This is a genomic window from Salmonella enterica subsp. diarizonae (assembly GCF_008692785.1).
GTDB classification, from domain to species: Bacteria; Pseudomonadota; Gammaproteobacteria; order Enterobacterales; family Enterobacteriaceae; genus Salmonella; species Salmonella diarizonae.
The window spans coordinates 319105-344212 of the sequence record NZ_VXJV01000003.1; the positions used below are offsets into that span (position 1 = coordinate 319105).

Annotated in this window: 18 protein-coding genes; 9 read left to right on the forward strand and 9 right to left on the reverse strand. The window is 54.1% G+C overall.

Going from position 1 to position 25108, the window contains the following annotated elements:
• The first annotated feature begins 11 nt into the window (after positions 1-11).
• Genes glgC through glgP form a run of 3 tightly spaced genes read left to right on the forward strand, consistent with a single transcriptional unit; the run spans position 12 to position 5207 of the window.
• Positions 12-1307, forward strand: coding sequence for a glucose-1-phosphate adenylyltransferase (glgC, locus tag F4V72_RS08480; protein ID WP_023247851.1), 1296 nt, complete (start codon positions 12-14; stop codon positions 1305-1307).
• Positions 1307-2740: a glycogen synthase GlgA gene (gene glgA / locus F4V72_RS08485; RefSeq protein ID WP_001197663.1), complete on the forward strand. Its 1434-nt coding sequence runs from the start codon at positions 1307-1309 to the stop codon at positions 2738-2740. Before glgC ends, glgA begins: the two co-directional genes overlap by 1 nt.
• A 19-nt stretch (positions 2741-2759) precedes the next feature.
• A complete protein-coding gene (glgP, locus tag F4V72_RS08490) occupies positions 2760-5207 on the forward strand; it encodes a glycogen phosphorylase (protein ID WP_000993430.1) in 2448 nt (815 codons plus the stop codon).
• 91 nt (positions 5208-5298) lie between these two features.
• Here the strand turns inward: glgP and glpD are convergent, their stop codons facing one another.
• A complete protein-coding gene (glpD, locus tag F4V72_RS08495; protein ID WP_053507973.1) occupies positions 5299-6807 on the reverse strand; it encodes a glycerol-3-phosphate dehydrogenase in 1509 nt (502 codons plus the stop codon).
• Positions 6808-7004: 197 nt separating this feature from the next.
• On the opposite strand from glpD, the gene glpE reads away from it, so the two are divergent.
• From glpE to F4V72_RS08510, 3 genes are all read left to right on the forward strand, one after another.
• A complete protein-coding gene (gene glpE / locus F4V72_RS08500) occupies positions 7005-7331 on the forward strand; it encodes a thiosulfate sulfurtransferase GlpE (protein ID WP_023247853.1) in 327 nt (108 codons plus the stop codon).
• Between the two features lie 75 nt (positions 7332-7406).
• Positions 7407-8237, forward strand: coding sequence for a rhomboid family intramembrane serine protease GlpG (glpG, locus tag F4V72_RS08505; protein WP_023247854.1), 831 nt, complete (start codon positions 7407-7409; stop codon positions 8235-8237).
• 93 nt (positions 8238-8330) lie between these two features.
• Entirely contained in the window at positions 8331-9089 is a 759-nt protein-coding gene (locus F4V72_RS08510) for a DeoR/GlpR family transcriptional regulator (RefSeq protein WP_023263136.1), read from the forward strand.
• Between the two features lie 25 nt (positions 9090-9114).
• Here the strand turns inward: F4V72_RS08510 and malT are convergent, their stop codons facing one another.
• Complete coding sequence (gene malT, locus F4V72_RS08515; RefSeq protein ID WP_136057964.1) at positions 9115-11820, reverse strand: HTH-type transcriptional regulator MalT; 2706 nt, start codon at positions 11818-11820, stop codon at positions 9115-9117.
• 593 nt (positions 11821-12413) lie between these two features.
• Between malT and malP the strand changes: the two genes are divergently transcribed.
• A complete protein-coding gene (gene malP / locus F4V72_RS08520; RefSeq protein WP_136057965.1) occupies positions 12414-14807 on the forward strand; it encodes a maltodextrin phosphorylase in 2394 nt (797 codons plus the stop codon).
• Positions 14808-14816: 9 nt separating this feature from the next.
• Positions 14817-16895 (forward strand): 4-alpha-glucanotransferase, encoded by a 2079-nt coding sequence (malQ, locus tag F4V72_RS08525; RefSeq protein WP_053529889.1) that lies wholly within the window; start codon positions 14817-14819, stop codon positions 16893-16895.
• Positions 16896-16991: 96 nt separating this feature from the next.
• Here the strand turns inward: malQ and gntT are convergent, their stop codons facing one another.
• The 3 genes from gntT to gntX form a co-directional block, all read right to left on the reverse strand.
• Positions 16992-18308 carry a gluconate transporter gene (gene gntT / locus F4V72_RS08530; RefSeq protein ID WP_136057966.1) on the reverse strand — a complete coding sequence of 439 codons (1317 nt, stop codon included), beginning with the start codon at positions 18306-18308 and terminating at the stop codon, positions 16992-16994.
• A gap of 377 nt (positions 18309-18685) precedes the next feature.
• Positions 18686-19261 carry a Fe-S biogenesis protein NfuA gene (nfuA, locus tag F4V72_RS08535; RefSeq protein ID WP_000619387.1) on the reverse strand — a complete coding sequence of 192 codons (576 nt, stop codon included), beginning with the start codon at positions 19259-19261 and terminating at the stop codon, positions 18686-18688.
• A gap of 58 nt (positions 19262-19319) precedes the next feature.
• Positions 19320-20003 (reverse strand): DNA utilization protein GntX, encoded by a 684-nt coding sequence (gene gntX / locus F4V72_RS08540; RefSeq protein WP_136057967.1) that lies wholly within the window; start codon positions 20001-20003, stop codon positions 19320-19322.
• Between the two features lie 37 nt (positions 20004-20040).
• Between gntX and bioH the strand changes: the two genes are divergently transcribed.
• On the forward strand, positions 20041-20811 hold the full coding sequence (gene bioH, locus F4V72_RS08545; RefSeq protein WP_064055969.1) for a pimeloyl-ACP methyl ester esterase BioH: 771 nt from the start codon (positions 20041-20043) through the stop codon (positions 20809-20811).
• A 35-nt stretch (positions 20812-20846) separates the two neighbouring features.
• On the opposite strand, the gene F4V72_RS08550 is transcribed toward bioH, so the two are convergent.
• The 4 genes from F4V72_RS08550 to feoA all read right to left on the reverse strand — a co-directional run bounded on the left by F4V72_RS08550 (position 20847) and on the right by feoA (position 24821).
• The gene (locus F4V72_RS08550) at positions 20847-21773 is read right to left on the reverse strand and encodes an Rpn family recombination-promoting nuclease/putative transposase (RefSeq protein WP_053507969.1); all 927 of its coding nucleotides are present in this window, start codon (positions 21771-21773) and stop codon (positions 20847-20849) included.
• Positions 21774-22007: 234 nt separating this feature from the next.
• Positions 22008-22244 carry a [Fe-S]-dependent transcriptional repressor FeoC gene (feoC, locus tag F4V72_RS08555; protein ID WP_023247862.1) on the reverse strand — a complete coding sequence of 79 codons (237 nt, stop codon included), beginning with the start codon at positions 22242-22244 and terminating at the stop codon, positions 22008-22010.
• Between the two features lie 12 nt (positions 22245-22256).
• Entirely contained in the window at positions 22257-24575 is a 2319-nt protein-coding gene (gene feoB / locus F4V72_RS08560; protein WP_023247863.1) for a Fe(2+) transporter permease subunit FeoB, read from the reverse strand.
• A gap of 18 nt (positions 24576-24593) precedes the next feature.
• On the reverse strand, positions 24594-24821 hold the full coding sequence (feoA, locus tag F4V72_RS08565) for a ferrous iron transporter A (protein WP_001160955.1): 228 nt from the start codon (positions 24819-24821) through the stop codon (positions 24594-24596).
• Positions 24822-25108: the final 287 nt, after the last annotated feature.

The window sequence follows — 25108 nt, forward strand, 5'->3', positions numbered from 1 at the left end:
AGGAGTTAATCATGGTGAGTTTAGAGAAGAACGATCGTGTAATGTTGGCGCGCCAGCTGCCACTGAAATCTGTTGCCCTAATCCTGGCCGGCGGCCGCGGCACGCGTCTAAAAGATTTAACGAACAAACGCGCCAAGCCTGCCGTCCACTTTGGCGGGAAGTTCCGCATCATCGATTTTGCCTTATCGAATTGTCTGAACTCCGGGATTCGCCGTATCGGCGTGATCACTCAGTATCAGTCCCACACGCTGGTACAGCATATTCAACGCGGCTGGTCGCTGTTTAGCGAAGAGATGAACGAATTTGTTGACCTGCTGCCAGCCCAACAGCGAATGCAGGGCGAAAACTGGTATCGCGGTACGGCGGATGCTGTGACCCAGAACCTGGACATTATTCGTCGCTATAAAGCGGAATATGTCGTCATCCTGGCAGGCGATCATATCTACAAGCAGGACTACTCGCGTATGTTGATCGATCACGTTGAAAAGGGCGCGCGTTGCACGGTGGCCTGTATGCCGGTGCCGATCAACGAAGCGACGGCGTTCGGCGTGATGGCGGTAGATGAAAGTGACAAGATTATTGATTTTGTCGAAAAACCGGCGAATCCTCCCGCGATGCCTGGTGACGATAGCAAAGCGTTGGCCAGTATGGGGATTTACGTTTTTGACGCCGATTATCTGTATGAATTGCTGGCAGCGGACGATAAAGATGACGCCTCCAGCCATGATTTCGGTAAAGACATTATCCCGAAAATCACCCGCGAAGGCATGGCTTACGCGCATCCTTTCCCGCTTTCCTGCGTGCAGTCCGATCCGGAAGCTGAACCGTACTGGCGCGATGTAGGTACGCTGGAAGCTTACTGGAAAGCAAATCTGGATTTAGCCTCAGTGACGCCGGAGCTGGATATGTATGACCAGAACTGGCCTATCCGTACGCATATGGAATCGCTACCGCCTGCGAAATTCGTGCAGGACCGCTCCGGTAGCCATGGTATGACGCTGAACTCGCTGGTCTCCGGCGGCTGCATTATCTCCGGTTCGGTGGTGGTGCAATCTGTGCTCTTCCCACGGGTGAGAATAAATTCTTTTTGTAATATTGACTCGGCAGTGTTGTTACCTGAGGTTTGGGTAGGACGCTCCTGCCGTTTACGTCGTTGTATTATTGACCGTGCCTGCATTATCCCGGAAGGCATGGTGATTGGTGAAAATGCGGAAGAGGACGCTCGTCGTTTCTACCGTTCAGAAGAAGGTATTGTACTGGTCACGCGTGAAATGCTGCGCAAACTGCAGGTCAAACAGGAGCGATAATGCAGGTTTTACATGTATGTTCAGAGATGTTCCCCCTGCTAAAGACCGGGGGTCTGGCGGATGTGATAGGCGCGTTGCCTGCGGCACAAATTGCGGATGGTGTTGATGTTCGCGTTCTGCTTCCAGGGTTTCCCGATATCCGTCGGGGGATACCCGACGCGCATGTGGTAAGCCGTCGCGATACTTTCGCAGGTAAAATATCGCTGTTGTTCGGGCATTATAACGGCGTGGGCATTTATTTAATCGACGCGCCGCATCTGTATGAGCGTCCGGGCAGCCCCTATCATGATACGAATTTATATGCCTATACCGACAACGTGCTGCGCTTTGCCCTGTTAGGGTGGGTCGGCTGCGAAATGGCCTGCGGACTTGATCCATTCTGGCGCCCTGACGTGGTGCATGCCCATGACTGGCACGCCGGGCTGGCGCCCGCCTATCTGGCGGCGCGCGGACGTCCGGCGAAATCGGTCTTTACCGTACACAACCTCGCCTATCAAGGCATGTTTTATGCAAAGCATATGGATGACATCGAACTGCCGTGGTCATTTTTTAATATGCATGGGCTGGAGTTCAACGGACAAATCTCCTTTTTGAAGGCCGGCTTGTACTATGCCGACCATATTACGGCAGTTAGCCCGACCTATGCGCGTGAAATTACCGAGCCGCAATTTGCTTATGGTATGGAAGGCCTGCTGCGCCAGCGTCACCTGGAAGGGCGTCTGTCCGGCGTACTGAATGGCGTGGATGAGAAGATCTGGAGCCCGGAATCCGATCTGCTGCTGGCGTCGCGCTACACGCGCGATACCCTGGAAGAGAAGGCGGAAAACAAACGTCAGCTACAAATTGCGATGGGGTTGAAGGTTAACGACAAAGTGCCGCTGTTTGCCGTGGTAAGCCGTCTGACCAGCCAGAAAGGACTGGATCTGGTATTGGAGGCATTACCGGGGCTGCTGGAGCAGGGGGGGCAGTTGGCGCTACTCGGCGCGGGCGATCCGGTGCTTCAGGAGGGTTTCCTCGCGGCGGCGGCGGAACACCCAGGTCAGGTTGGTGTACAGATCGGCTATCACGAAGCTTTCTCGCATCGCATTATGGGCGGCGCGGACGTAATTCTGGTGCCAAGTCGTTTCGAACCGTGCGGCTTAACGCAGTTATATGGCTTAAAGTATGGCACGCTGCCTCTGGTGCGGCGTACCGGGGGGTTGGCCGATACGGTCTCCGACAGTTCGCTGGAAAATCTGGCGGACGGTATCGCCAGCGGTTTTGTCTTTGAAGATAGTAACGCCTGGTCGTTGCTACGCGCGATTCGGCGTGCTTTTGTGTTGTGGTCACGGCCTTCGCTTTGGCGGTTTGTACAACGGCAGGCGATGGCGATGGATTTTAGCTGGCAAGTTGCCGCGAAATCATACCGCGAGCTGTACTATCGCTTGAAATAGTCATCCAGGAATCATTTATATGAATGCTCCGTTTACTTATGCATCGCCCACACTCAGCGTTGAGGCGCTTAAGCATTCTATTGCCTATAAGCTGATGTTTACGATTGGTAAAGACCCGGTCATTGCCAATAAACACGAATGGCTGAACGCCACGTTGTTCGCAGTGCGCGATCGTCTGGTGGAGCGCTGGCTGCGTTCTAATCGAGCCCAATTATCGCAGGAAACCCGGCAGGTTTATTACCTGTCGATGGAGTTTTTGATTGGCCGTACCCTCTCTAACGCGCTGCTCTCGCTGGGCATTTATGACGACGTTAAAGGTGCGCTCGAGGCCATGGGGTTAGATCTCGAAGAGCTGATCGACGAAGAGAATGACCCGGGGCTGGGCAATGGCGGCTTAGGACGGCTGGCAGCTTGCTTCCTGGACTCGCTGGCGACGTTAGGATTGCCGGGGCGCGGGTACGGCATTCGCTACGACTACGGCATGTTTAAGCAGAATATTGTCGACGGGCGGCAAAAAGAGTCTCCGGATTACTGGCTGGAATATGGCAACCCGTGGGAGTTCAAGCGGCACAATACGCGCTATAAGGTGCGTTTTGGCGGGCGAATTCAGCAGGAAGGCAAAAAAGCGCGCTGGATTGAGACGGAAGAGATCCTGGCCGTCGCGTATGATCAGATCATTCCCGGTTACGACACCGACGCCACTAACACACTACGGCTGTGGAATGCGCAGGCCAGTAGTGAAATCAACCTCGGTAAATTCAACCAGGGCGACTACTTTGCGGCGGTGGAGGATAAAAACCACTCTGAGAACGTATCACGGGTGCTCTACCCGGACGACTCCACCTATTCCGGACGAGAGCTACGCCTGCGCCAGGAGTATTTTCTGGTCTCGGCGACGGTGCAGGATATCCTGAGTCGTCATTATCAACTGCATAAAACCTATGCGAATCTGGCAGATAAAATCGCCATTCACCTTAATGATACGCATCCGGTGCTGTCAATTCCGGAGCTGATGCGCCTGCTGATTGATGAACATAAATTTAGCTGGGACGACGCGTTTGAGGTGTGCTGTCAGGTCTTCTCTTATACCAACCATACGCTGATGAGCGAGGCGCTGGAAACCTGGCCGGTCGATATGCTGGGGAAAATTCTGCCCCGTCACCTGCAGATTATCTTCGAGATTAACGACTATTTCCTGAAAACGTTGCAGGAGCAATATCCCAACGATACCAGTCTGCTTGGACGCGCGTCGATTATTGATGAGTCGAACGGACGCCGGGTGCGGATGGCCTGGCTGGCGGTGGTGGTTAGCCATAAAGTCAACGGCGTTTCTGAACTGCATTCCAACCTGATGGTGCAGTCGCTGTTCGCGGATTTTGCGAAGATTTTCCCGACTCGTTTTTGTAACGTCACTAACGGCGTTACGCCGCGCCGCTGGCTGGCGCTGGCAAACCCGCCGCTTTCTGAAGTGCTGGATGAGAATATTGGTCGTACCTGGCGTACCGATCTTAGTCAGCTCAGCGAGCTGGAGCAGCATTGTGATTATCCGCTGGTCAATCATGCGGTGCGTCAGGCGAAGCTGGAAAATAAAAAACGGCTGGCGGTGGTGATTGCGCAACAATTGAACGTGGTGGTGAACCCTAAAGCGTTATTTGACGTGCAGATTAAGCGTATTCACGAATACAAGCGGCAGTTGATGAACGTACTGCATGTCATTACCCGCTATAATCGCATTAAAGAAAATCCGGAGGCCGACTGGGTGCCGAGAGTGAATATTTTTGCCGGTAAGGCGGCTTCCGCCTATTACATGGCAAAACATATCATTCATCTGATCAACGACGTGGCGAAAGTGATTAACAACGATCCGCAGATTGGCGACAAGTTGAAAGTAGTGTTTATCCCGAACTACAGCGTCAGTCTGGCACAGGTGATTATTCCCGCTGCCGACCTGTCTGAGCAGATTTCGCTGGCAGGGACAGAAGCTTCCGGCACCAGTAATATGAAATTTGCCCTGAACGGCGCGCTCACCATTGGTACGCTGGATGGCGCGAACGTAGAGATGCAGGAGCATGTCGGCGAGGAGAATATCTTTATCTTCGGTAATACTGCAGAAGAGGTGGAAGCGTTGCGCAGGCAGGGGTATAAACCTCGCGACTATTATGAAAAAGATGAAGAGCTACATCAGGTACTGACGCAGATTGGTAGCGGCGTCTTTAATCCGGAAGAGCCAGGTCGTTACCGCGATCTGGTAGATTCGCTGATTAACTTTGGCGATCACTATCAGGTGCTGGCGGACTACCGCAGCTACGTGGACTGCCAGGATAAGGTGGATGAGTTGTATCGTCGCCCGGAAGAGTGGACGACGAAAGCGATGCTCAACATTGCCAATATGGGCTACTTCTCATCGGACAGAACTATCAAAGAGTATGCCGAAAACATCTGGCATATTGATCCGGTGCGGTTGTAAAACCCGATGCCGGCGGCGTTTTGCTTGCCCGGCCTACGTTTATGTATTCTTGTAGGCCGGATCAGGCGTTCACCGCCAGCCGGCATTTTTCTCAGGACGCCAGTGACAGTTGGCGTTTGCCAATATACTCCGCCAGCCATTGGGTGATGCGCGACTGCTGCTCGGCGGTCAGCCACATGCCTTCTTTGGTACGACGCCAGATAGCGTCTTCAGTACGGCGCACCCATTCGTGATCCACCAGATACTTGAGTTCCGCTTCGTAAAACTCATGGCCGAAATCTTCGCCTAAATCAAGCAGTGACGTGGCTTCGCCGAGAATCCACTCCGTATTGCTGCCGTAAGTGCGCGAATAGTGGCGAGCCAGCGATTCCGTCAGGAACGGATAACGACGACGCAGCTTCGCCGCGTAATCTTCGCGGCTGCCGTCGATGTCGCCGCCAGGAAGTACGCACGTTTTGGTCCATGCCGGTCCGATGCCTGGATACCAGGGTGCCAGTTTTTCCATCGCATGTTCGGCCAACTTACGGTAGGTCGTGAGCTTACCGCCAAACACGGAAAGCAGCGGCGCTTTGCCATTTTCATCGTGGATATCCAGGGTGTAATCGCGAGTGATAGCCTGCGGCGAGTCGGACTCATCATCGCACAGCGGACGGACGCCGGAGTATGTCCAGACGATGTCATCGCGTCCCAGTTGTTTTTGGAAGTGCGCGTTATAGACCTTCAACAGGTAATTAATTTCGCTCTCTTCAATTTTTACCGCTTTCGGATCGCCTTTATATTCGACATCGGTTGTGCCAATGATCGAAAACTCCTCCATCCACGGGATGACAAAGACGATACGTTTATCTTCGTTTTGCAGAATATACGCCTGCTTCTGATTATGGATGCGCGGCACAACGATATGGCTGCCTTTGATCAGGCGGATGCCATACGGAGACGGTAGGTGCATCCCTTCGTCGAAGAACTGTTTGACCCACGGACCGGTGGCGTTAACCAGTCCGCGCGCCTGCCAGACATATTTTTTACCGGTGTCGATATCTTCCGCTTCGACAATCCACAGGCCATTTTCCCGGCGAGCGGCGGTTGCGCGAGTACGGGTAAGGACTTCGCCGCCTTTACGCACCACCATCTGTGCGTTGGCCAGCACCAGACGCGCATCGTCTACCCAGCAGTCGGAATATTCGAATCCGCGCACGATTTCAGGTTTGAGTACCGAATCTGCGCCAAACCGCACACCGGTGGAACCGGGTAAACTGGTACGTTTGCCGAGGTGATCGTACATAAACAGACCGATACGGATCATCCATGCCGGACGTAAATGCGGGCGGTGCGGCAGACGAAAACGCATCGGGAAGGCGATATGCGGCGCCATTTTCAACAGCACCTCACGTTCTGCCAGCGCTTCACTGACCAGACGGAATTCGTAGTGCTCCAGGTAGCGTAAGCCGCCGTGGATAAGTTTAGAACTGGCGGAAGAGGTCGCGCAGGCTAAATCTTGCGCTTCCAGCATGAGTACGGACAAACCGCGTCCGGCGGCATCAGCCGCGATGCCTGCACCGTTAATGCCCCCGCCTATCACGATCAGATCTATGGTTTCCATGCTGTCCTCTTGCACTTTCGTTAAAGTTCAAAAATGTTCGTTATCGAACATAATAGCAAAGAAACGCGCTATTGGTAACATCGAAAAAACATTTTAGAGTGATATGTATAACATTATGGCGTTAAGCTACTCCGTCAACGTACACTGGGCGATAAAATGCCTTAATTGGCTTCACCGGCAATATGAAAGAGCGATTCATGGAACAATTTGAATGTATCACTGTAGAAGAGGCGTATCAGAAACTGCATCAGGGCGCGGCGGTGCTGGTCGATATTCGCGATCCGCAAAGTTATGTCATGGGTCATGCGCCGCAGGCGTTTCACTTGACCAACGATACGCTGGGCGCGTTTATGCGTGAGCATGATTTCGATACCGCCGTGATGGTGATGTGCTATCACGGCAACAGCAGTAAAGGCGCCGCGCAGTATCTGCTCCAGCAAGGCTATGATGCGGTTTACAGCATTGACGGCGGGTTTGAGGCCTGGCATCGCCATTTCCCTGCCGACATCGCAAATGGCGCTTAATCCCACAAAGATGCAGCCTCCGACGAGAAGGGTATATATACTGTCTTCTTTTGTATGGACTAAGCGACAGCAACAATGTTGATGATTACTTCCTTTGCGAATCCCCGCGTGGCGCAGGCATTTGTTGATTACATGGCCACCCAGGGCGTCATTCTTACTATTCAGCAACATAATCAAAGCGATATCTGGCTGGCGGATGAATCGCAGGCCGAACGCGTGCGGGCCGAGCTGGCGCGGTTTATAGAAAATCCCGGCGATCCGCGTTATCTGGCGGCTAGCTGGCAGTCCGGGCAGACTAACAGCGGGCTGCACTACCGCCGTTTTCCCTTTCTCACCACGTTGCGTGAACGAGCCGGCCCCGTCACCTGGATCGTGATGGTCGCCTGCGTGCTGGTCTATATCGCGATGAATATCGTCGGCGATCAGACGGTGATGGTGTGGCTGGCATGGCCGTTCGATCCGGCCTTAAAATTTGAATTCTGGCGCTACTTCACCCATATCTTTATGCACTTCTCACTGATGCATATTCTTTTTAACCTGCTGTGGTGGTGGTATCTCGGCGGGGCGGTAGAGAAGCGCCTGGGCAGCGGTAAATTAATCGTCATTACGGTGATAAGCGCGCTGCTAAGCGGCTATGTACAGCAGAAATTTAGCGGTCCGTGGTTTGGCGGACTGTCCGGCGTCGTCTATGCGCTGATGGGGTACGTGTGGCTGCGCGGAGAGCGCGATCCGCAAAGCGGAATTTACCTCCAGCGCGGCTTAATTATTTTTGCATTATTGTGGATAGTCGCTGGCTGGCTTGACTGGTTTGGCATGTCTATGGCGAACGGCGCGCACATCGCCGGGCTTATCGTCGGTTTAGCGATGGCCCTTGTTGATACGTTGAATGCGCGAAAACGAACGTGAGGCGTATCCGGCCTGTGGTCGAGATATTTTTCCAGGCCGGGTAGGGCGAATGCCGCTATCCGGCATAAGGTTGGTTACTTTCAGAGATTATTCATGAAACAAACACAACGGCATGACGCGATCATTGAACTGGTAAAAAAACAGGGGTACGTCAGTACGGAAGAGCTGGTGGAGCATTTTTCTGTCAGCCCGCAAACCATCCGTCGGGATCTTAACGATCTGGCGGAACAGAATATGATTTTGCGCCACCACGGCGGCGCGGCGCTGCCCTCCAGCTCGGTGAACACGCCGTGGCACGATCGTAAAGCGACGCAAACGGAAGAAAAAGAGCGTATCGCTCGTAAAGTCGCGACCCAGATCCCCAATGGTTCGACGCTGTTTATTGATATCGGCACGACGCCGGAGGCCGTAGCGCACGCCCTGTTAGGGCACAGTAATTTGCGGATCGTGACCAACAATTTGAACGTAGCGAACACGCTAATGGCGAAAGAGGATTTTCGTATTATCCTGGCCGGCGGCGAACTCCGCAGCCGCGACGGCGGTATTATTGGCGAAGCGACGCAGGACTTTATCGCCCAGTTCCGTCTGGATTTCGGCATTCTCGGTATTAGCGGTATTGATAGCGACGGCTCATTGCTGGAATTTGACTACCATGAGGTACGCACCAAGCGCGCAATTATCGAAAATTCGCGCCATGTGATGCTGGTGGTGGATCACTCTAAATTTGGTCGTAATGCGATGGTAAACATGGGCAGCATTAGTATGGTCGATGCGGTCTACACCGATACCCTACCACCGCCGGGCGTGATGCAGGTGATTGCCGACCACCATATTCAATTAGAGCTGTGCTAAAGAGACTGTCTTATCAGGCATTAATTTAAACCCCGTACCCCATCATCTTCAGCAACTGCTGCGCGTGCTGTACCGCGTCCTGACGGTGCGCGACGCCGAGTTTCTGGTAGAGGTTGCGGATATGCGTCTTAATGGTGGTCGCGGCCACCGCCAGTTCGCCGGCAATCTGTTCGTTGCTGTAACCGGAATAGATAAGCCCTAACACCTGCCATTCACGCTGGGTGAGCGGGCTGGTGCGAATAAGCTCCGGGACATCCGGATGGTTAAGCAGGCGCTCGACGAAGCCCTCGTCAAAATGGGCGAATTTATGCCGGTGATGTTGGTTAATCTCTCGCAGGATGCGCTGCGCGCGATGCTGCTCCATCTCTGGCAGCGTATTGAGCTGGATAAGCTGACGCAATTGTTGCGCCATGGCTTCGCCTTCAATCACAAAATGGCTGATAAATCCGGTGCGGTTGGCGAGCTGTAAGGCATCAAGCAATACGCGCTGGGCGTCGTTTTTCCGCCCTGATTGCCAGTAAAGCTGATTGAGTAACAGCAGGTTGCGGTTTAAATCGCTCATTAAGCGCAGGCTACGGGCGTTCTCATTTAACTCTTCCAGCACGATTTCCGCAGGCTCGAATTCGCCCACCAGGATCTGCGCTCTGGCGATATTCCGCCATTGTCCTTGCAGAAAATGGTTATTGGCAAACGCCGGTTTTGGCGTATGGCGTAACCAGTTGGCGGCGGATTTCTGGTCACCGGTTAACTGCCAGTAAATGACACGCACCTTATCGGCGTTAGAGATCCAGTCGCAGTGGTAACGGCCATTGCCTAATAAATTTTCCAGTCGGTTAAGCTGACTACGGGCATTATCCAGATCGCCGCGCGCCAGCGAGCACTGCACCAGTAACGTCAAACACTGCAACTGTTGTTGCGGCTGAAAGGTGGACAGCACAGCGATACCGCTGCGCGCCGAGGCTTCCGCTTCGTCAAGGCGCGCCCACGCCCACAGCAATTGCGCGCGGATACGTATCAGAAACTCATGCATCGGCAGTTGTTCCAGATGTTGCTCTTTGATCAACTGGAAGGCTCTCTCCTGCGTTTCCCATGCGGCCTGCAGGAATCCCTGGGCGAACTGAATTTCGCTTTGTTGAATTAAGCTCCACAGCGCATAATGCCAGACGTCATGATGGCGCGCCATTTGTTCGGTTTGTTGCATCAGTGATAAAGACTGGCTGAGATCGCCTTTACAATGCAGCACTTCGCCGTGGACGGAGGTCGCGACGATGCGGCTATAAAACCAGGCGAGAGGAAGCTCATCCAGCGCCAGTTTCGCCAGCCGCTCTGCTTCTTCCGGATTGCCGTCGTTGATGGCGACCTGGGCGCGCAGCGCGTTAAATTCAGCATGCAGCGTGCCGTCCATGACCCCTTTGATCTCTTGCTCGGCGCGCGCCAGCAACGTATTCACTTCGCTGTAGCGGTGTTGGCTTTGCATCAGCCAGGCCTGTAACAACACCAGCCGCGGATTTTCCAGCAGGCTTTCCCACGGCAGCGCTTTTAATGACTCTTCCAGCAGCGCCAGTTCACTGTGATTAAACAGCCCCCACGCATGATTAAGCAGGATATCGCGCAGCATTTGCGCGTCACCCGCCGCCAGCGCATGATGTATAGCTTCGCTGGGAAAACCTTGTTCCATCCAGCTTTCTGCGGCCGCGCGGTGGATCTCCGGCAGTTCCGCCGCCAGTTCCCACTGGCAACGCTGGCGCAGAAAGCTACCAAACAACGGGTGATAGCTAAACCACTCGCCCGTGTCGTCCATGCGTTGTAGGAATAACCCCTGGCGCTCAATCTCCTCCAGCCGCATCTGGCCGTTTTCTTCGCCGGTCACACGCACGATCAACGCGTCATTCATTGAGCGTAAGATCGCGCTTTTAAGTAAGAAATGTCGGGTGCTGACATCCACGTTATCCAGTACTTCGTCCACCAGATAATCAGAAAGGTGGCTGGCATTAATCCCGGCAAGACGGCGGGCGGAGTGATGCGCAGAGGTATGGTTCTGGCGCGCGGAGAGGGCGATCAACTGTAGCGCAGTGGCCCAACCGGCCACATCATCGCACATGCGGCTGCTCTCAGCGGCTTCAATGGGCGACGAAAGACGACGGTCAAAAAATTGCTTTGCTTCCTGATGGTTAAAAGCCAACTGCTGGCTACCGATTTCCAGCAACTGATCGCGCACGCGCAGGTTAGCGATGCCCAGTTGCGGCAAATTACGCGATAGCACCACCAGAGTGAAATTTTCCGGCTGATGACGTAAGAAAAAGCGCATCGCATCGTGAATCACCGGATTGGTAATCAAATGGTAGTCGTCAATCACCAGATAAAGCGGGCGATGCCACTGCGCCAGTTCAATAAAGAGCTGCGCGAAGAGGGAAGTCAGACTGGCGTACTGACGTTTTTGCGCCATCGCTTCGCTGGTAGTGCAGTGTCCGCCGGTGGCCTGCTGGATAGTGGCGATTAAGTAACTGGCGAATCGCTCTTGCTGGTTATCGCCTTCGTCGAGAGAGTACCAGCCTAATTCATTTTTGCCCGCCGCCCACTGTGAGACAAGCGTGGTTTTCCCATAGCCAGCAGGACTGGTTACCAGGGCGAGCCTGAAATTGTTCGCGCCGGAAAGTTTAGCCAACAGCCGCTCACGAACCACGGTATGGTCGAGACGAACCGGACGACTTAATTTAGACGGAATCAACATAGCAATCACTTCACTGTGAGGAATGGGGGAACTGCGATTTTTTTTGCGCTTCGTAATTAATAAATACAAGGTCGACCAGAAAGCATTTTAATGCAAGCTAAGCAGACTTTTTATGTGTCTGAACTTGCACTCTGTCACAATTCTAAATAACGGTATTAAAAAAGTATTTGGCGCAGTTGAAACGGGCGTCAGAACTGGGCTGAGGTCATATTGCTGCTGTTGTAAATAATGTCCTGGTCATGATGCGGATTTAACACAATGGCAATACCAGGCATTTAATTAATTATGTTAAGTCGGTGAATCTCCCGCCGCTGAATATTTCAAGTAAGAAACTATTTCGGCGTTCATATAATCTTTCGAAAATACCCCTTCGTGATTTATTGTTATTTCTGTTTATTCATTTGATTATGCGTAACACTGGACACCGCTGGCAGGAGTCGGCGCGTTTATGCAGGGTTAAGTGGCGGCGATCACACTTTTATGCTCATCCCCGCTCCTCCTCCCTCCCTAATCCGTGCCGGGAGGAGGAAGGTCAACATCGAGCCTGGCAAACTAGCGACAACGTTGTTTTATTACCCGAGGACGGATTTCCTATGTCACAGCCAACCTTCAATAAAGATCAATTCCAGGCCGCCCTGACGCGTCAGTGGCAGCGTTTCGGTTTACTGTCGGCGTCCGACATGACGTCTCGTCAGTGGTGGCAGGCCGTTAGCGGCGCGCTGGCAGAATTACTGAGCGCGCAGCCGGTAGCGCAGCCGACGAAAGGCCAGCGTCATGTGAACTACATTTCGATGGAATTTTTGATTGGCCGCCTGACGGGAAATAACCTGTTAAATCTGGGGTGGTACCAGGACGTTAGCGATGTGCTGAAAGCGCATGACGTCAACCTGACCGATCTGCTGGAAGAGGAAGTCGATCCGGCGCTCGGCAACGGTGGTCTGGGACGTCTGGCCGCCTGCTTCCTCGATTCGATGGCGACCGTCGGGCAGTCCGCCACGGGCTATGGTCTGAACTACCAGTATGGGCTGTTCCGTCAGTCATTTGTTGAAGGCAAGCAGATGGAAGCGCCGGATGACTGGCATCGCGGCAGCTATCCGTGGTTCCGCCACAACGAGGCGCTGGACGTTCAGGTTGGGATCGGCGGTAAAGTCACCAAAGAAGGGCGCTGGGAGCCCGGCTTTGTGATTACAGGCCAGGCCTGGGATCTGCCGGTGTTAGGCTATCGTAACGGCGTCGCGCAACCGCTGCGTTTGTGGCAGGCGACCCACGCGCATCCGTTTGATCTGACCAAATTCAACGATGGCGCTTTCCTGCGGGCGGAACAGCAGGGTATCGATGCGGAAAAACTGACGAAGGTGCTTTATCCCAACGATAACCACACGGCGGGCAAAAAACTGCGTCTGATGCAGCAATACTTCCAGTGCGCCTGCTCGGTAGCGGATATTCTGCGTCGCCATCACCTGGCCGGACGCAAACTGCATGAGCTGGCGGATTACGAGGTCATTCAGTTGAACGATACTCACCCGACCATCGCCATTCCGGAACTGCTGCGCGTGCTGATTGACGAGCACCAACTGAGCTGGGATGACGCCTGGGCTATCACCAGCAAAACCTTCGCCTACACCAACCACACCCTGATGCCGGAAGCGCTGGAGTGCTGGGATGAGAAGCTGGTGAAAGCGCTGCTGCCGCGTCATATGCAGATCATCAAAGAGATTAACGACCGCTTTAAGAAGCTGGTCGATAACACCTGGCCTGGTGATAAGCAGGTATGGGCAAAACTGGCGGTGGTGCATGACCGTCAGGTGCGCATGGCCAATATGTGCGTGGTCAGCGGCTTTGCGGTCAACGGTGTGGCGGCGCTGCACTCCGATCTGGTGGTGAAAGATCTGTTCCCGGAATATCACCAACTTTGGCCGAACAAATTCCACAATGTCACCAACGGCATTACGCCGCGTCGCTGGATCAAACAGTGCAATCCGCAGCTTGCGGCGTTGCTGGATAAAACGCTGAAAAAAGAGTGGGCTAACGATCTCGACCAGTTGATCAACCTCGAAAAATACGCTGACGACGCCACATTCCGTCAGCAGTATCGCGACATCAAACGGGCGAACAAAGAACGGCTGGTGAAATTTATCCAGGCCCGTACCGGGATTGAGATTTCGAGCCATGCGATTTTTGATATTCAGATCAAACGCCTGCACGAGTACAAGCGTCAGCATCTGAATCTGTTGCATATTCTGGCGCTGTACAAAGAGATCCGCGAAAATCCACAGGCTGACCGCGTACCGCGCGTATTCCTGTTTGGCGCGAAGGCGGCGCCGGGCTATTACCTGGCGAAGAACATCATTTTTGCTATCAATAAGGTCGCGGAAGCCATTAATAACGACCCGGTGGTGGGCGATAAGCTGAAGGTCGTTTTCCTGCCGGATTACTGCGTCTCGGCGGCGGAAATGCTCATTCCCGCGGCGGATATTTCCGAGCAAATTTCTACTGCCGGGAAAGAAGCGTCCGGCACCGGTAACATGAAGCTGGCGCTGAACGGGGCGTTGACAGTGGGAACGCTGGACGGCGCTAACGTTGAAATCGCTGAGAAGGTGGGCGAAGAGAATATCTTTATTTTTGGCCATACTGTGGAAGAGGTGAAGGCGCTCAAAGCTAAAGGCTACGACCCGGTGAAATGGCGTAAAAAAGACAAAGTGCTGGATGCGGTGCTAAAAGAGCTGGAAAGCGGTCAATACAGCGATGGCGATAAACATGCCTTTGACCAGATGCTGCATAGCCTCGGCAAACAGGGGGGCGATCCGTACCTGGTCATGGCGGACTTCGCCGCTTATGTCGAGGCGCAAAAGCTGGTGGATGCGCTGTATCGCGACCAGGAAGCGTGGACGCGCGCCGCGATCCTCAATACCGCGCGCTGCGGTATGTTCAGTTCCGATCGCTCTATTCGCGATTATCAGGCCCGTATCTGGCAGGCAAAACGCTAAGGGAGCGCGATGGAAAATAAACGTCTCGATAGTGCCGCGCTGGTGGCGGGGATCAGCCCCAGTTACATCAATGCTCATGGCAAACCGCAGTCTATTGGCGCTGAAACCAAGAGACGTTTGCTGGCGGCGATGCACGGTACGACCACCGGACCACAGGCGATCGTGCCGAATGTGAAGGTTTATACTGCGGGTAAAAAAATGGCGTTACCGGTACAGGGGCACGGTGAGTTTGCCTGGCTGCTGACCACTGAAGAGGGCGTGCATTACAAAGGGCGCGTGACGGGCGGTAAAAAACTTAACCTTCCGGCTACGTTGCCGGAGGGTTACCACACCCTGACGTTGACCCAGGATGAACAGCGAACGCACTGTCGTATTATTGTTGCCCCGCCGCGATGCTATGAACCGCAGGCGCTGCTGGAAGGGAAAAAACTGTGGGGGGCCTGCGTCCAGCTTTATACCCTTCGTTCAGAAAAAAACTGGGGTATTGGCGATTTCGGCGATTTGAAGTCGATGCTGGCCGACGTTGCGAAACGCGGCGGCGCGTTTATCGGCCTGAACCCGATCCACGCGCTTTATCCGGCGAATCCGGAGAGCGCCAGTCCCTACAGCCCCTCGTCCCGTCGCTGGCTGAACGTGATATATATTGATGTTAACGCTGTCGAAGATTTCCGCCTGAGCGAAGAGGCGCAGGCGTGGTGGCAAATGCCCGCCACACAGCAAAGACTGCGACAGGCGCGAGATGCGCAATGGGTGGATTACGTTACCGTTACCGCGCTGAAAATCACGGCGCTGCGGATAGCGTGGACGAGGTTTGCCGCTCGCGACGATGCGCAAATGGCGGAGTTTCGTCACTTTATCGCCCGCGAAGGCGAGAGCCTTTACTGGCAGGCGGCATTCGACGCGCTGCATGCGTATCAGGTGAAAGAGGATGAGCAGCGCTGGGGCTGGCCAGCCTGGCCGGAGGCGTACCAGTCGGTAGAGTCTCCCGCTGTGAAAAAATTCTGTGAAGCGCACCGCGAAGAGGTGGAGTTTTACCTCTGGCTTCAGTGGCTGGCCTGGCGCCAATTCGCCGCCTGCTGGGATACCTGTCAGAGTTTTAAGTTGCCGATTGGTCTGTACCGCGATCTGGCGGTTGGCGTGGCGGAAGGCGGCGCGGAAACCTGGTGCGACCGGGAGCTGTATTGCCTGAAAGCATCCGTCGGTGCGCCGCCGGATATCCTCGGCCCGCTCGGTCAGAACTGGGGGCTGCCGCCAATGGACCCGCATATCATTGTCGCCCGGGCGTATGAACCCTTTATCGACCTGCTGCGCGCCAATATGCAAAACTGCGGCGCGTTGCGCATTGACCATGTTATGTCGTTGCTGCGTCTGTGGTGGATACCGTATGGCGAAACAGCGGATCGCGGGGCATATGTTCAGTATCCGGTTGACGATCTGTTGGCTATTCTGGCGCTGGAGAGCCAACGTCATCGCTGTATGGTGATAGGCGAAGATCTGGGGACGGTGCCAGTTGAGATTGTCGGCAAGCTGCGCGATAGCGGGGTCTATTCTTATAAAGTGCTGTGGTTTGAAAATGACCTTGAGAAAAACTTCCGCGCGCCAGGCGCGTATCCGCAACAATCGATGGCTGTCGCCTCGACGCACGATCTCCCCACGCTGCGCGGCTATTGGGAATGCGGTGACCTGACGTTGGGTAAAGCTCTGGGGCTTTATCCGGATGAAGTGATTCTGCGCGGGCTGTATGAGGATCGCGAGCGGGCGAAACAGGGGCTATTGGACGCGCTGCATAAATATGGCTGTCTGCCAAAACGCGCCGGGCATAAGGCATCGTTAATGTCGATGACGCCGATACTAAATCGCGGACTTCAGCGCTATATCGCCGATAGTAACAGCGGTCTGTTGGGGCTTCAGCCGGAGGACTGGCTGGATATGGCCGATCCGGTTAACGTGCCGGGCACCAGCTATCAGTATAAAAACTGGCGGCGAAAATTGTCCGCGTCTCTTGAGGCCATGTTTGCCGATGAGGGAGTGAACAAGCTGATTAAGGATTTGGACAGACGCCGAAAAGCGGCCGTGAAGAAGGCGTAACGTTATTTTGCCGGATGGCGGCGCGCAATGTGTCTTACCTGGCCTACGAGGATTTTTGTAGGCCGGGTAAGCGAAGCGCCACCCGGCAATATTTTATCAGACCACCATACCCAGTAGCAGACAGCCAATCAGGCCGCAGACGGAGATGATCGTTTCCAGCATCGACCAGGATTTAATGGTCTCGCCGATAGTCAAATTGAAATACTCTTTGAACAGCCAGAAGCCTGGATCGTTAACGTGAGAGAAAATCACGCTCCCGGAACCGACCGCGATAACCATCAGTTCAGGGCTAACGCCGGTAGTGGCGATCAGCGGTGCCACAATGCCACCTGCGGTAATCGCCGCGACAGTCGCGGAGCCCAGCGCGATACGCAGAACCGCCGCGATAGACCACGCCATAAACAGCGGAGAGACATTGGTTTCATGCATCATTGAAGCGATGTATTTATCCACGCCGCTATCGACCAGCACCTGCTTGAACGCGCCGCCGCCGCCAATGATCAGCAGCATCATGGCGATAATTTTGATGGAAGAGACCAGCGTATCGTTAATCTGAACCATCGAACGCCCGCGGTTCAGGCCAAAGGTGAACATCGCAATCAGTACGGCAATCAACGTAGCCATGACCGGGTCGCCCAGGAACTCGGCAACGGGCAGGAAAGCGTGGCCTTTTGGCAGAATCATCTCGGCAATCGCACGCATCGCCATCAGAATAACCGGAACCAGCGACGTCCAGACGCTGACGCCAAAGCCCGGCATCTCTTCTTCCGTAAAGGTTTTCGCGCTGTACAAGCCTTCCGGGATCGGCTTATCAATGCCTTTCAGAAAACGGGCGTAAACCGGGCCGGCAAGGATCACGGTCGGGATCGCCAGAATCGTACCAAACAGCAGCGTTTTACCCATATCAGCATGGAAAATCGTGGCAATCGCGGTTGGGCCCGGGTGCGGCGGCAGGAAGCCGTGTGTGACGGAGAGCGCCGCGGCCATCGGCACGCCGACGTACAGTAACGGAATATTCGCCGCCGCGGCAATGGTGAATACCAGCGGTAGCATCAGGACGAAGCCCACTTCATAGAACAGAGCGAAGCCGACGGTAAAGCCGGTTAACACCACGGCCCACTGGATATGCTTTTTACCAAATTTCGCGATCAGGGTAGTGGCGATACGTTGAGCACCGCCGCAGTCGGCAAGCATTTTGCCCAGCATGGCGCCAAATCCCATAATCAGGGCCAGGCTGCCAAGTGTACCGCCGACACCGGCTTTGATGGAGCCGATGACTTTATCCAGCGGCATTCCCTGCATCAACCCGACAGCGAGCGCTACCAGGACAAGGGCGATAAATCCGTTCATTTTGAAGCGGATCATCAGAAGAAGTAACAAGATAACACCGATAGCAACGATGACTAATGGCATGATTTACCTGGCCTTTACTTTGTTATGGGTAACGTCATTGTTTCGACGACAAATTCCTGTTATCCCCGACGGGAACAGAGCCGCAATAGCACCAATACTGATTAACGTTGAAACGAATGAGCGTAGTCAGATGTTATATGGATGTTAGGTGCCCATAAGAATGATACGGGTAACATAGGGGTGTTGAAAATGGCTCTGGCAGGCAAAATTTAAATTATGAGACACAGGTCATGTTATCGGGGGAGAAGAAAGACCATCGACCTGAGGTGTGGCTGATAGCGCCGGATGGCGGCGTAAACGCCTTATCCGGCCTACGGTGGCGCAGACGGCAGGCCCGATAGGCGCAAGCGCCATCGGGCATGGATGCGGGTAAAATATTAGTAGTATGAGTGCTCGCCGCGCTGGTGTTCGGTCAAATCGCGAACCCCTTTCAGTTCCGGAAATTCATTCAGCAACTGTTTCTCGATCCCTTCTTTCAGCGTGACGTCAACCATAGAGCAACCGTTGCAACCGCCGCCAAACTGCAGAATAGCATAGCCTTCATCGGTAATTTCCATCAGCGAGACGCGACCGCCGTGGCCCGCCAACTGAGGGTTAATCTGCGATTGCAGAGCATACTCCACGCGCTCCATCAGCGGCGCGTCATCGGCCACTTTGCGCATCTTCGCGTTTGGTGCTTTCAATGTGAGTTGAGAACCTAGCTGGTCGGTCACGAAATCAATTTCCGCATCTTCCAGATAGGGGGCGCTCAGCTCGTCGACATAAGCGGTCAGCAAATCGAATTTGAGCGCGGTGTCAGTGGCTTCCACGGCGTCGGGCGGACAATAAGAAACGCCGCACTCCGCGTTAGGGGTGCCGGGATTAATGACAAATACGCGGATTTGCGTCCCTTCCTCCTGATTTGCCAGCAGTTTGGCAAAGTGCGCTTGTGCAGCATCGGAAATACGGATCATAGTAATGGCCTAATAGTTGACTATTTTAGTTGGTTATAATACGCCCATCATCGAGGCTCTACAAGGTTCGACACAGGCACCATACTTGGACAGTCGCTGCGCCGTTGCGCAAAAGCAGTTGCGCGATTTCCGCGACGGTACTTCCGGTAGTGACGACATCATCCACAATAACCATATGGAGATCCCGTACCGGCAATTCAAGGCGAAACGCGTTTTTCAAATTGCGTTTACGTAACCTGGCGCTGAGATGATGTTGGACTGCGGTCGCCCGTACCCGCGTGATGGTCTGGCTGTTCCATGCACAGCCAAGCCAGCGCGCTAACGGTTGGCATAACAGATCGCTTTGGTTAAATCCCCGGTGCCAGTGTCGGCGCGGCCAGAGCGGAACGCTGACGATTCTGTCGGGAAGCTGCAAGCCAGTGCTGCGGCGCGCCATGAGAACCTCTTGCAACAGTAGACGCGCCAGAGCGGCGGCAATTTCGCTGCGGCGGGTAAATTTAAGCTGATGCACCAGTAAACTCAAGGGCGGCGTATAGTCGCTGACGCTCACCAGACGCTGCCAGGGCGGCGGTTTTTGCAGGCAGCGACCGCAGGGGAGCAAAGGATGCGCGGCAGGTAATCCGCATTGCGGGCACTGGCTGATACGCTGACGGACGGTGCGCGCGCATACGGAACAAATCCCCCAGTGACTTAACGCCAGCGGCATTCGGCATAGCCAGCATAATCCCGGTACTGTTAGCATAGATGCATCCTTGTTAGGCAAAAGAGAACAGTAACTGATGAATGACATCTGGTGGCAGACCTACGGCGAGGGAAATTGTCATCTTGTGCTGCTGCACGGATGGGGATTGAATGCGGAGGTATGGCATTGCATTCGCGAGGAACTCGGCTCGCATTTTACGCTGCATCTGGTCGATTTGCCGGGCTATGGTCGTAGCACGGGGTTTGGCGCCATGACGCTTGAAGAGATGACGGCGCAGGTAGCGAAAAACGCGCCGGACCAGGCTATCTGGCTTGGCTGGAGTCTGGGTGGGCTGGTGGCGAGTCAGATGGCGCTCACACACCCTCAACGCGTTCAGGCGTTGGTGACTGTCGCCTCTTCGCCATGCTTTAGCGCGCGTGAGGGGTGGCCGGGAATAAAACCGGAAATCCTCGGCGGATTTCAGCAGCAGCTTAGCGACGATTTTCAGCGCACGGTGGAGCGTTTTCTGGCGCTGCAAACGTTAGGGACGGAGACGGCGCGTCAGGATGCCCGCACCTTAAAAAGCGTAGTGCTGGCGCAGCCTATGCCGGATGTAGACGTGCTCAATGGCGGACTGGAAATCTTAAAAACGGTCGATCTACGAGAAGCGCTTAAAAATGTGAACATGCCGTTTTTGCGTTTGTATGGTTATCTGGACGGTCTGGTGCCGCGTAAAATCGCGCCTTTGCTCGATACGTTATGGCCGCACAGTACATCGCAGATAATGGCGAAGGCGGCCCATGCGCCGTTTATCTCGCATCCGGCGGCGTTTTGCCAGGCGCTGATGACGCTAAAATCATCGCTGTAACCAGGGCGTTACCGGGTCCAGGCCATTCTGCAAGATTAATGGCTTTCAGACGCCAGATCGGCAGGTGCCAGCCCGGTAACCCTAAGCACGGTATCGCGATCGAAACCATCGGTTAGCATGGAGCGGGCAATGCGCAATGCGGCGAGCCGTTGGCCTTCCTGTTTGCCTTGTTGTAGCCCTTTCTGTAACCCGTGACGATGCCCTTCCTGACGTAATCTTTCTGCGATAGTCATGATCTTCTCCTTATGCTGTGGGATACGCATAGCCACCTGGCGGATAAACGTATTGAAGCGCGCGGCGTCGCCAGTGTGCATCATGTAATTAAACAGACTTTGAAGCTGGGTGTCATTAGCGTATCCCTTAATCAGCAGGGCGACCAGCTGTTCGACAAGCCCCATCAGATCACGTTGGCGGATGTGTTTTTGTATGAGTTCCAGCAGCGCGACGCGGCGGTGCCGCATAATCTCGTCGTCCGGCACGACCGTAATATCGACCAGAGGAAAGGCGGTGGCGTATAGCTTACGCGCCATCACCGGGTCGGCAAATTCATCCAGCCAGCATAATGAGAACGGATACGGGCTTCGGTTTCCGTGGTAAAACAGCATTGGTACCACTAACGGCAACGTCTTATGCCCGGCCTCCAGGTGTCGTTGCATTGCAGCCATCGCGTAACGCATCAGCCGAAATGCCATATGCGCGTCCGGCGTACTCTGATGTTCAATAACCACGTAAATGTAACCTTCACCTTCACTTGTTTCCAGCGACCAAAGAATATCGGAATAATGGGGGCGTAAATCCTCTTCAATAAAGCTACCGGACTCCAGCCGTAACGTATTCAGATTACAGATTTGACGTAATGTCGACGGGAGATGGATTTCCAAAAAATCTCGTGCAGTATCGGGGTGGCATAAAAACTGTTTGAATACCGCGTCATGCGGCGTGGATGTTGTTGAGGTCGCCATATCGATCCGTCACCGGTGAAGTTCAATGACGTGACACTACGCGCTGACCGGGCTGATTGCAGTAGAGAATTAGTGCGCTTGCGAGGCGCATGGGGAGATAAATGCGGACGGCGGTAACGCTTTCATCTTTGTGGAAGGCATTACGCAAAATTGCCCGGCAGCGTGACGCGTACCGGGCAACATAACGCGGGATAAAGGCCGGATGAGAAGTGTTACGTCGCTATCCGGCGAAGGTTAACGCAAGGCCCACCATTCGCGCAGGCAGGCTTTACCTTCCGGACAACTTTTGCAGCTACCTGAAAGGCAGCCGTCCGGTTCTTCCGGGATACGTACCGCTTTACCCATGATCTCCAGTTGATTCAGCATGGCGTCGATCATTGGCTGCGGGGCGTGCAGCGTATGGCTGATCTGCGTTACCTCCATGCGACCCCGTAGCGCCAGTAGATCGCGAACCTGTATCAATGAAGCCATTTTTTACATCCCTTAGTGACAATTGCCCGCAGTGCCCGAACAACAGGAACTGACGTTTTTGCGGGTTGCCAGTAGTTCAATGTCCACACGGCTGCGGGCGCGGCGCAACAGGCTTAACACCACAACGTTAAAGACGATCACCGCCAGAATACAGATCAGGCTGTATGTAGGGTGTTGACTGAAGCTGGTAACCTGATAGAACAGCGTGGCGAGCGAATAGGCGATATTCAGTCCCCACAGGATTGAGAAGCTCATCCAGCCGCGGCTGGACTCGCGGGCGATAGCGCCCATCACCGAGATACATGGTACGTAAAGCAGGACGAAAATCAGGTAACTGTACGCCGCCGCGGCGCTGCCGAATTTTTGATCCATTACGCCCATCGCTCCGGTCGCCATTTCGCCGTCGCCTTTACTTGCTTCGATCGGGTTGGCCAGTACGCTCAGGCTAAAGGTGTCTTTCAGGCTTTGCCAGGTATCGTCAACCGCGCCCAGCAGTTCATCGCCGAGATGAAAGTCGGCAGGGTTAAACGCTTCGTCCTGAATATTTTCGGCGGTGTAGAGCGTGTTCAGCGTACCGACGACAACTTCTTTCGCCATGGCGCCCGTAAACAGACCCACGGTCGCCTGCCAGTTATCCTCATGGACGCCGATCGGTTTAAAGACTGGCGTGATCACCCGGCTTACAGAGGCGAGGGCGGAGTCATTAATGTTATCGACGATTTTGCCGCTCAGTGAGAAGCTGTTAAACGCGCTCAGGAAAATACTAACGATGATAATGACTTTACCGGCGCGCAGTACAAAACCTTTCAGGCGTTGCCAGGTCTGGATAATAAGGCTCTTGATATGCGGTACGTGGTAAACCGGCAGCTCCATCACAAACGGAGAGGCTTCGCCGCGCATAATGGTATGTTTCAGCATCAGGCCGGTTAATACCGCCATAACAATACCCAGCACGTACAACGAGAAGACCGCCAGCGCGCCGTTTTGCCCGAAGAAGGCGGCGGCAAAGACGGCGAAAATCGCCAGACGCGCGCCGCAGGACATAAACGGCGCCATCATGATGGTCATCAGGCGTTCGCGCGGAGCGTCAAGCGTGCGGGCGCCCATCACGGAAGGTACATTACAGCCGAAGCCGACAATCAGCGGCACGAAGGATTTACCCGGCAGCCCCAGCGCCTGCATCAGGCGATCCATGACGAAGGCCGCGCGCGCCATATAGCCGGAGTCTTCAAGGAAGGAGAGAAACAGGTACATCATCCCGATCTGCGGTACCAGCGGCAGGACGGTATTGATCCCGCCGCCAAGACCTTGCGCCAGGAAGATGGTTAACCAATCCGGGAAGTGCAGAGTGTAGCCAATCCACTGAATGCCATGAATAAAGATAGCGACGGAACCGGCATCAAACAGGGGTTGCAACGCGCCGCCGATGTTAATGGCGAGCAAGAACATCAGGTACATCACGAACAGAAAAATCGGTAAGCCGAGGAAACGGTTCAGGATAATTTTATCAACTGCGGTGGTGAAACGGCTGGGTTCGGCTGTCAGGGTATTGCTTACCACGTCGCAAATAGCGGCGATACACTGGTAACGGGCGTCGGCGATATGCAGCGCCGGGTCGTCCATTTCGTCCTTCAGACGGGCAAGGGAGGTGTCCAGGTTTTGCGCCGCTTCGCCTGCGTAAGCCTGGCTGTAGATATCGCCCTCCAGCATTTGCAGACCCAGCCAGCGGCGCTGTTGTAAAGGCATCTCCTGGGCCATCGCGTCGGCCAGGAAACCCGCCTCGCGCAGCAGCGGCTGGGCATAATGCACCAGTTCGACATTGTCGTTAGCGTTGTGACGGTCAATGGCCAGTTTCAGCGCCTCGATACCGCGACCGCGAGTCGATACCAGCGGTACGACAGGGCAACCCAGACGCGTGGACAGAGCGTCGACATCAATACGAACCTGCTGTTTTTCGGCAATATCCAGCATGTTGAGCGCGACAATACAGGGGATACCCAGCTCCAGCAGTTGCAGCGTCAAATAGAGGTTACGCTCCAGATTGGAGGCGTCCACAACGTTTATCAACAGGTCGGCATCGCCGCTCAGGATGTAGTGGCAGGCGATCTGTTCGTCGAGAGAGGTTTGCGACGAGATGGTCGTCAGCGAATAGGTGCCGGGTAAATCTACCAGCGTGACCTGGTGGTCAGTTGTCGAAAACTGACCCTCTTTACGCTCGACGGTGACGCCCGCCCAGTTCCCTACGCGCTGACGCGCGCCGGTGAGTTGGTTAAATAAGGTGGTCTTGCCGGAATTAGGATTACCAATTAAACCAATGGTTAATTTTTTCATTTTTATAGACTCACTGTATTAACAGGAAACCGCTTCCACTTCTATTAACGCCAAATCCTTTTTACGTAATACCAGACTCACGCGTCGTGTTTCGATATGGATCGGATCGCCTAAGGGCGCGACGCGGACGACATTAAATGAAGAGCCGGGCAACATGCCGAGCGAAAGCAGTTTTTGACGATACGCCGGGCTGATTTCACGCGCAAAGCCGGTGATTTTCCACGCAGTGTCAGGAGTGAATTGCATACGACCTACTTGTTTCTTGCTAACTGGATGTATACCTCATGCGGCGCTCAGGGGGGCGGCAGGAGACCCGATATTTAGCCAACGAAGGAAAGAGTAAATAATCAACAACACAATGATAATGAGAATGGTTTCTATCTTCAACGGTTAAAATGTGACGGAATGTACAAATAAGCGATAATTTGCGCCAATGTTGATATGGCTCAACATTTATTTGTCTTTTTGCAAATCCCCCTGTTGTGCAAATATCCACCATTTTTAATGTTTAATTAAGGTTTCATCTGTTAATA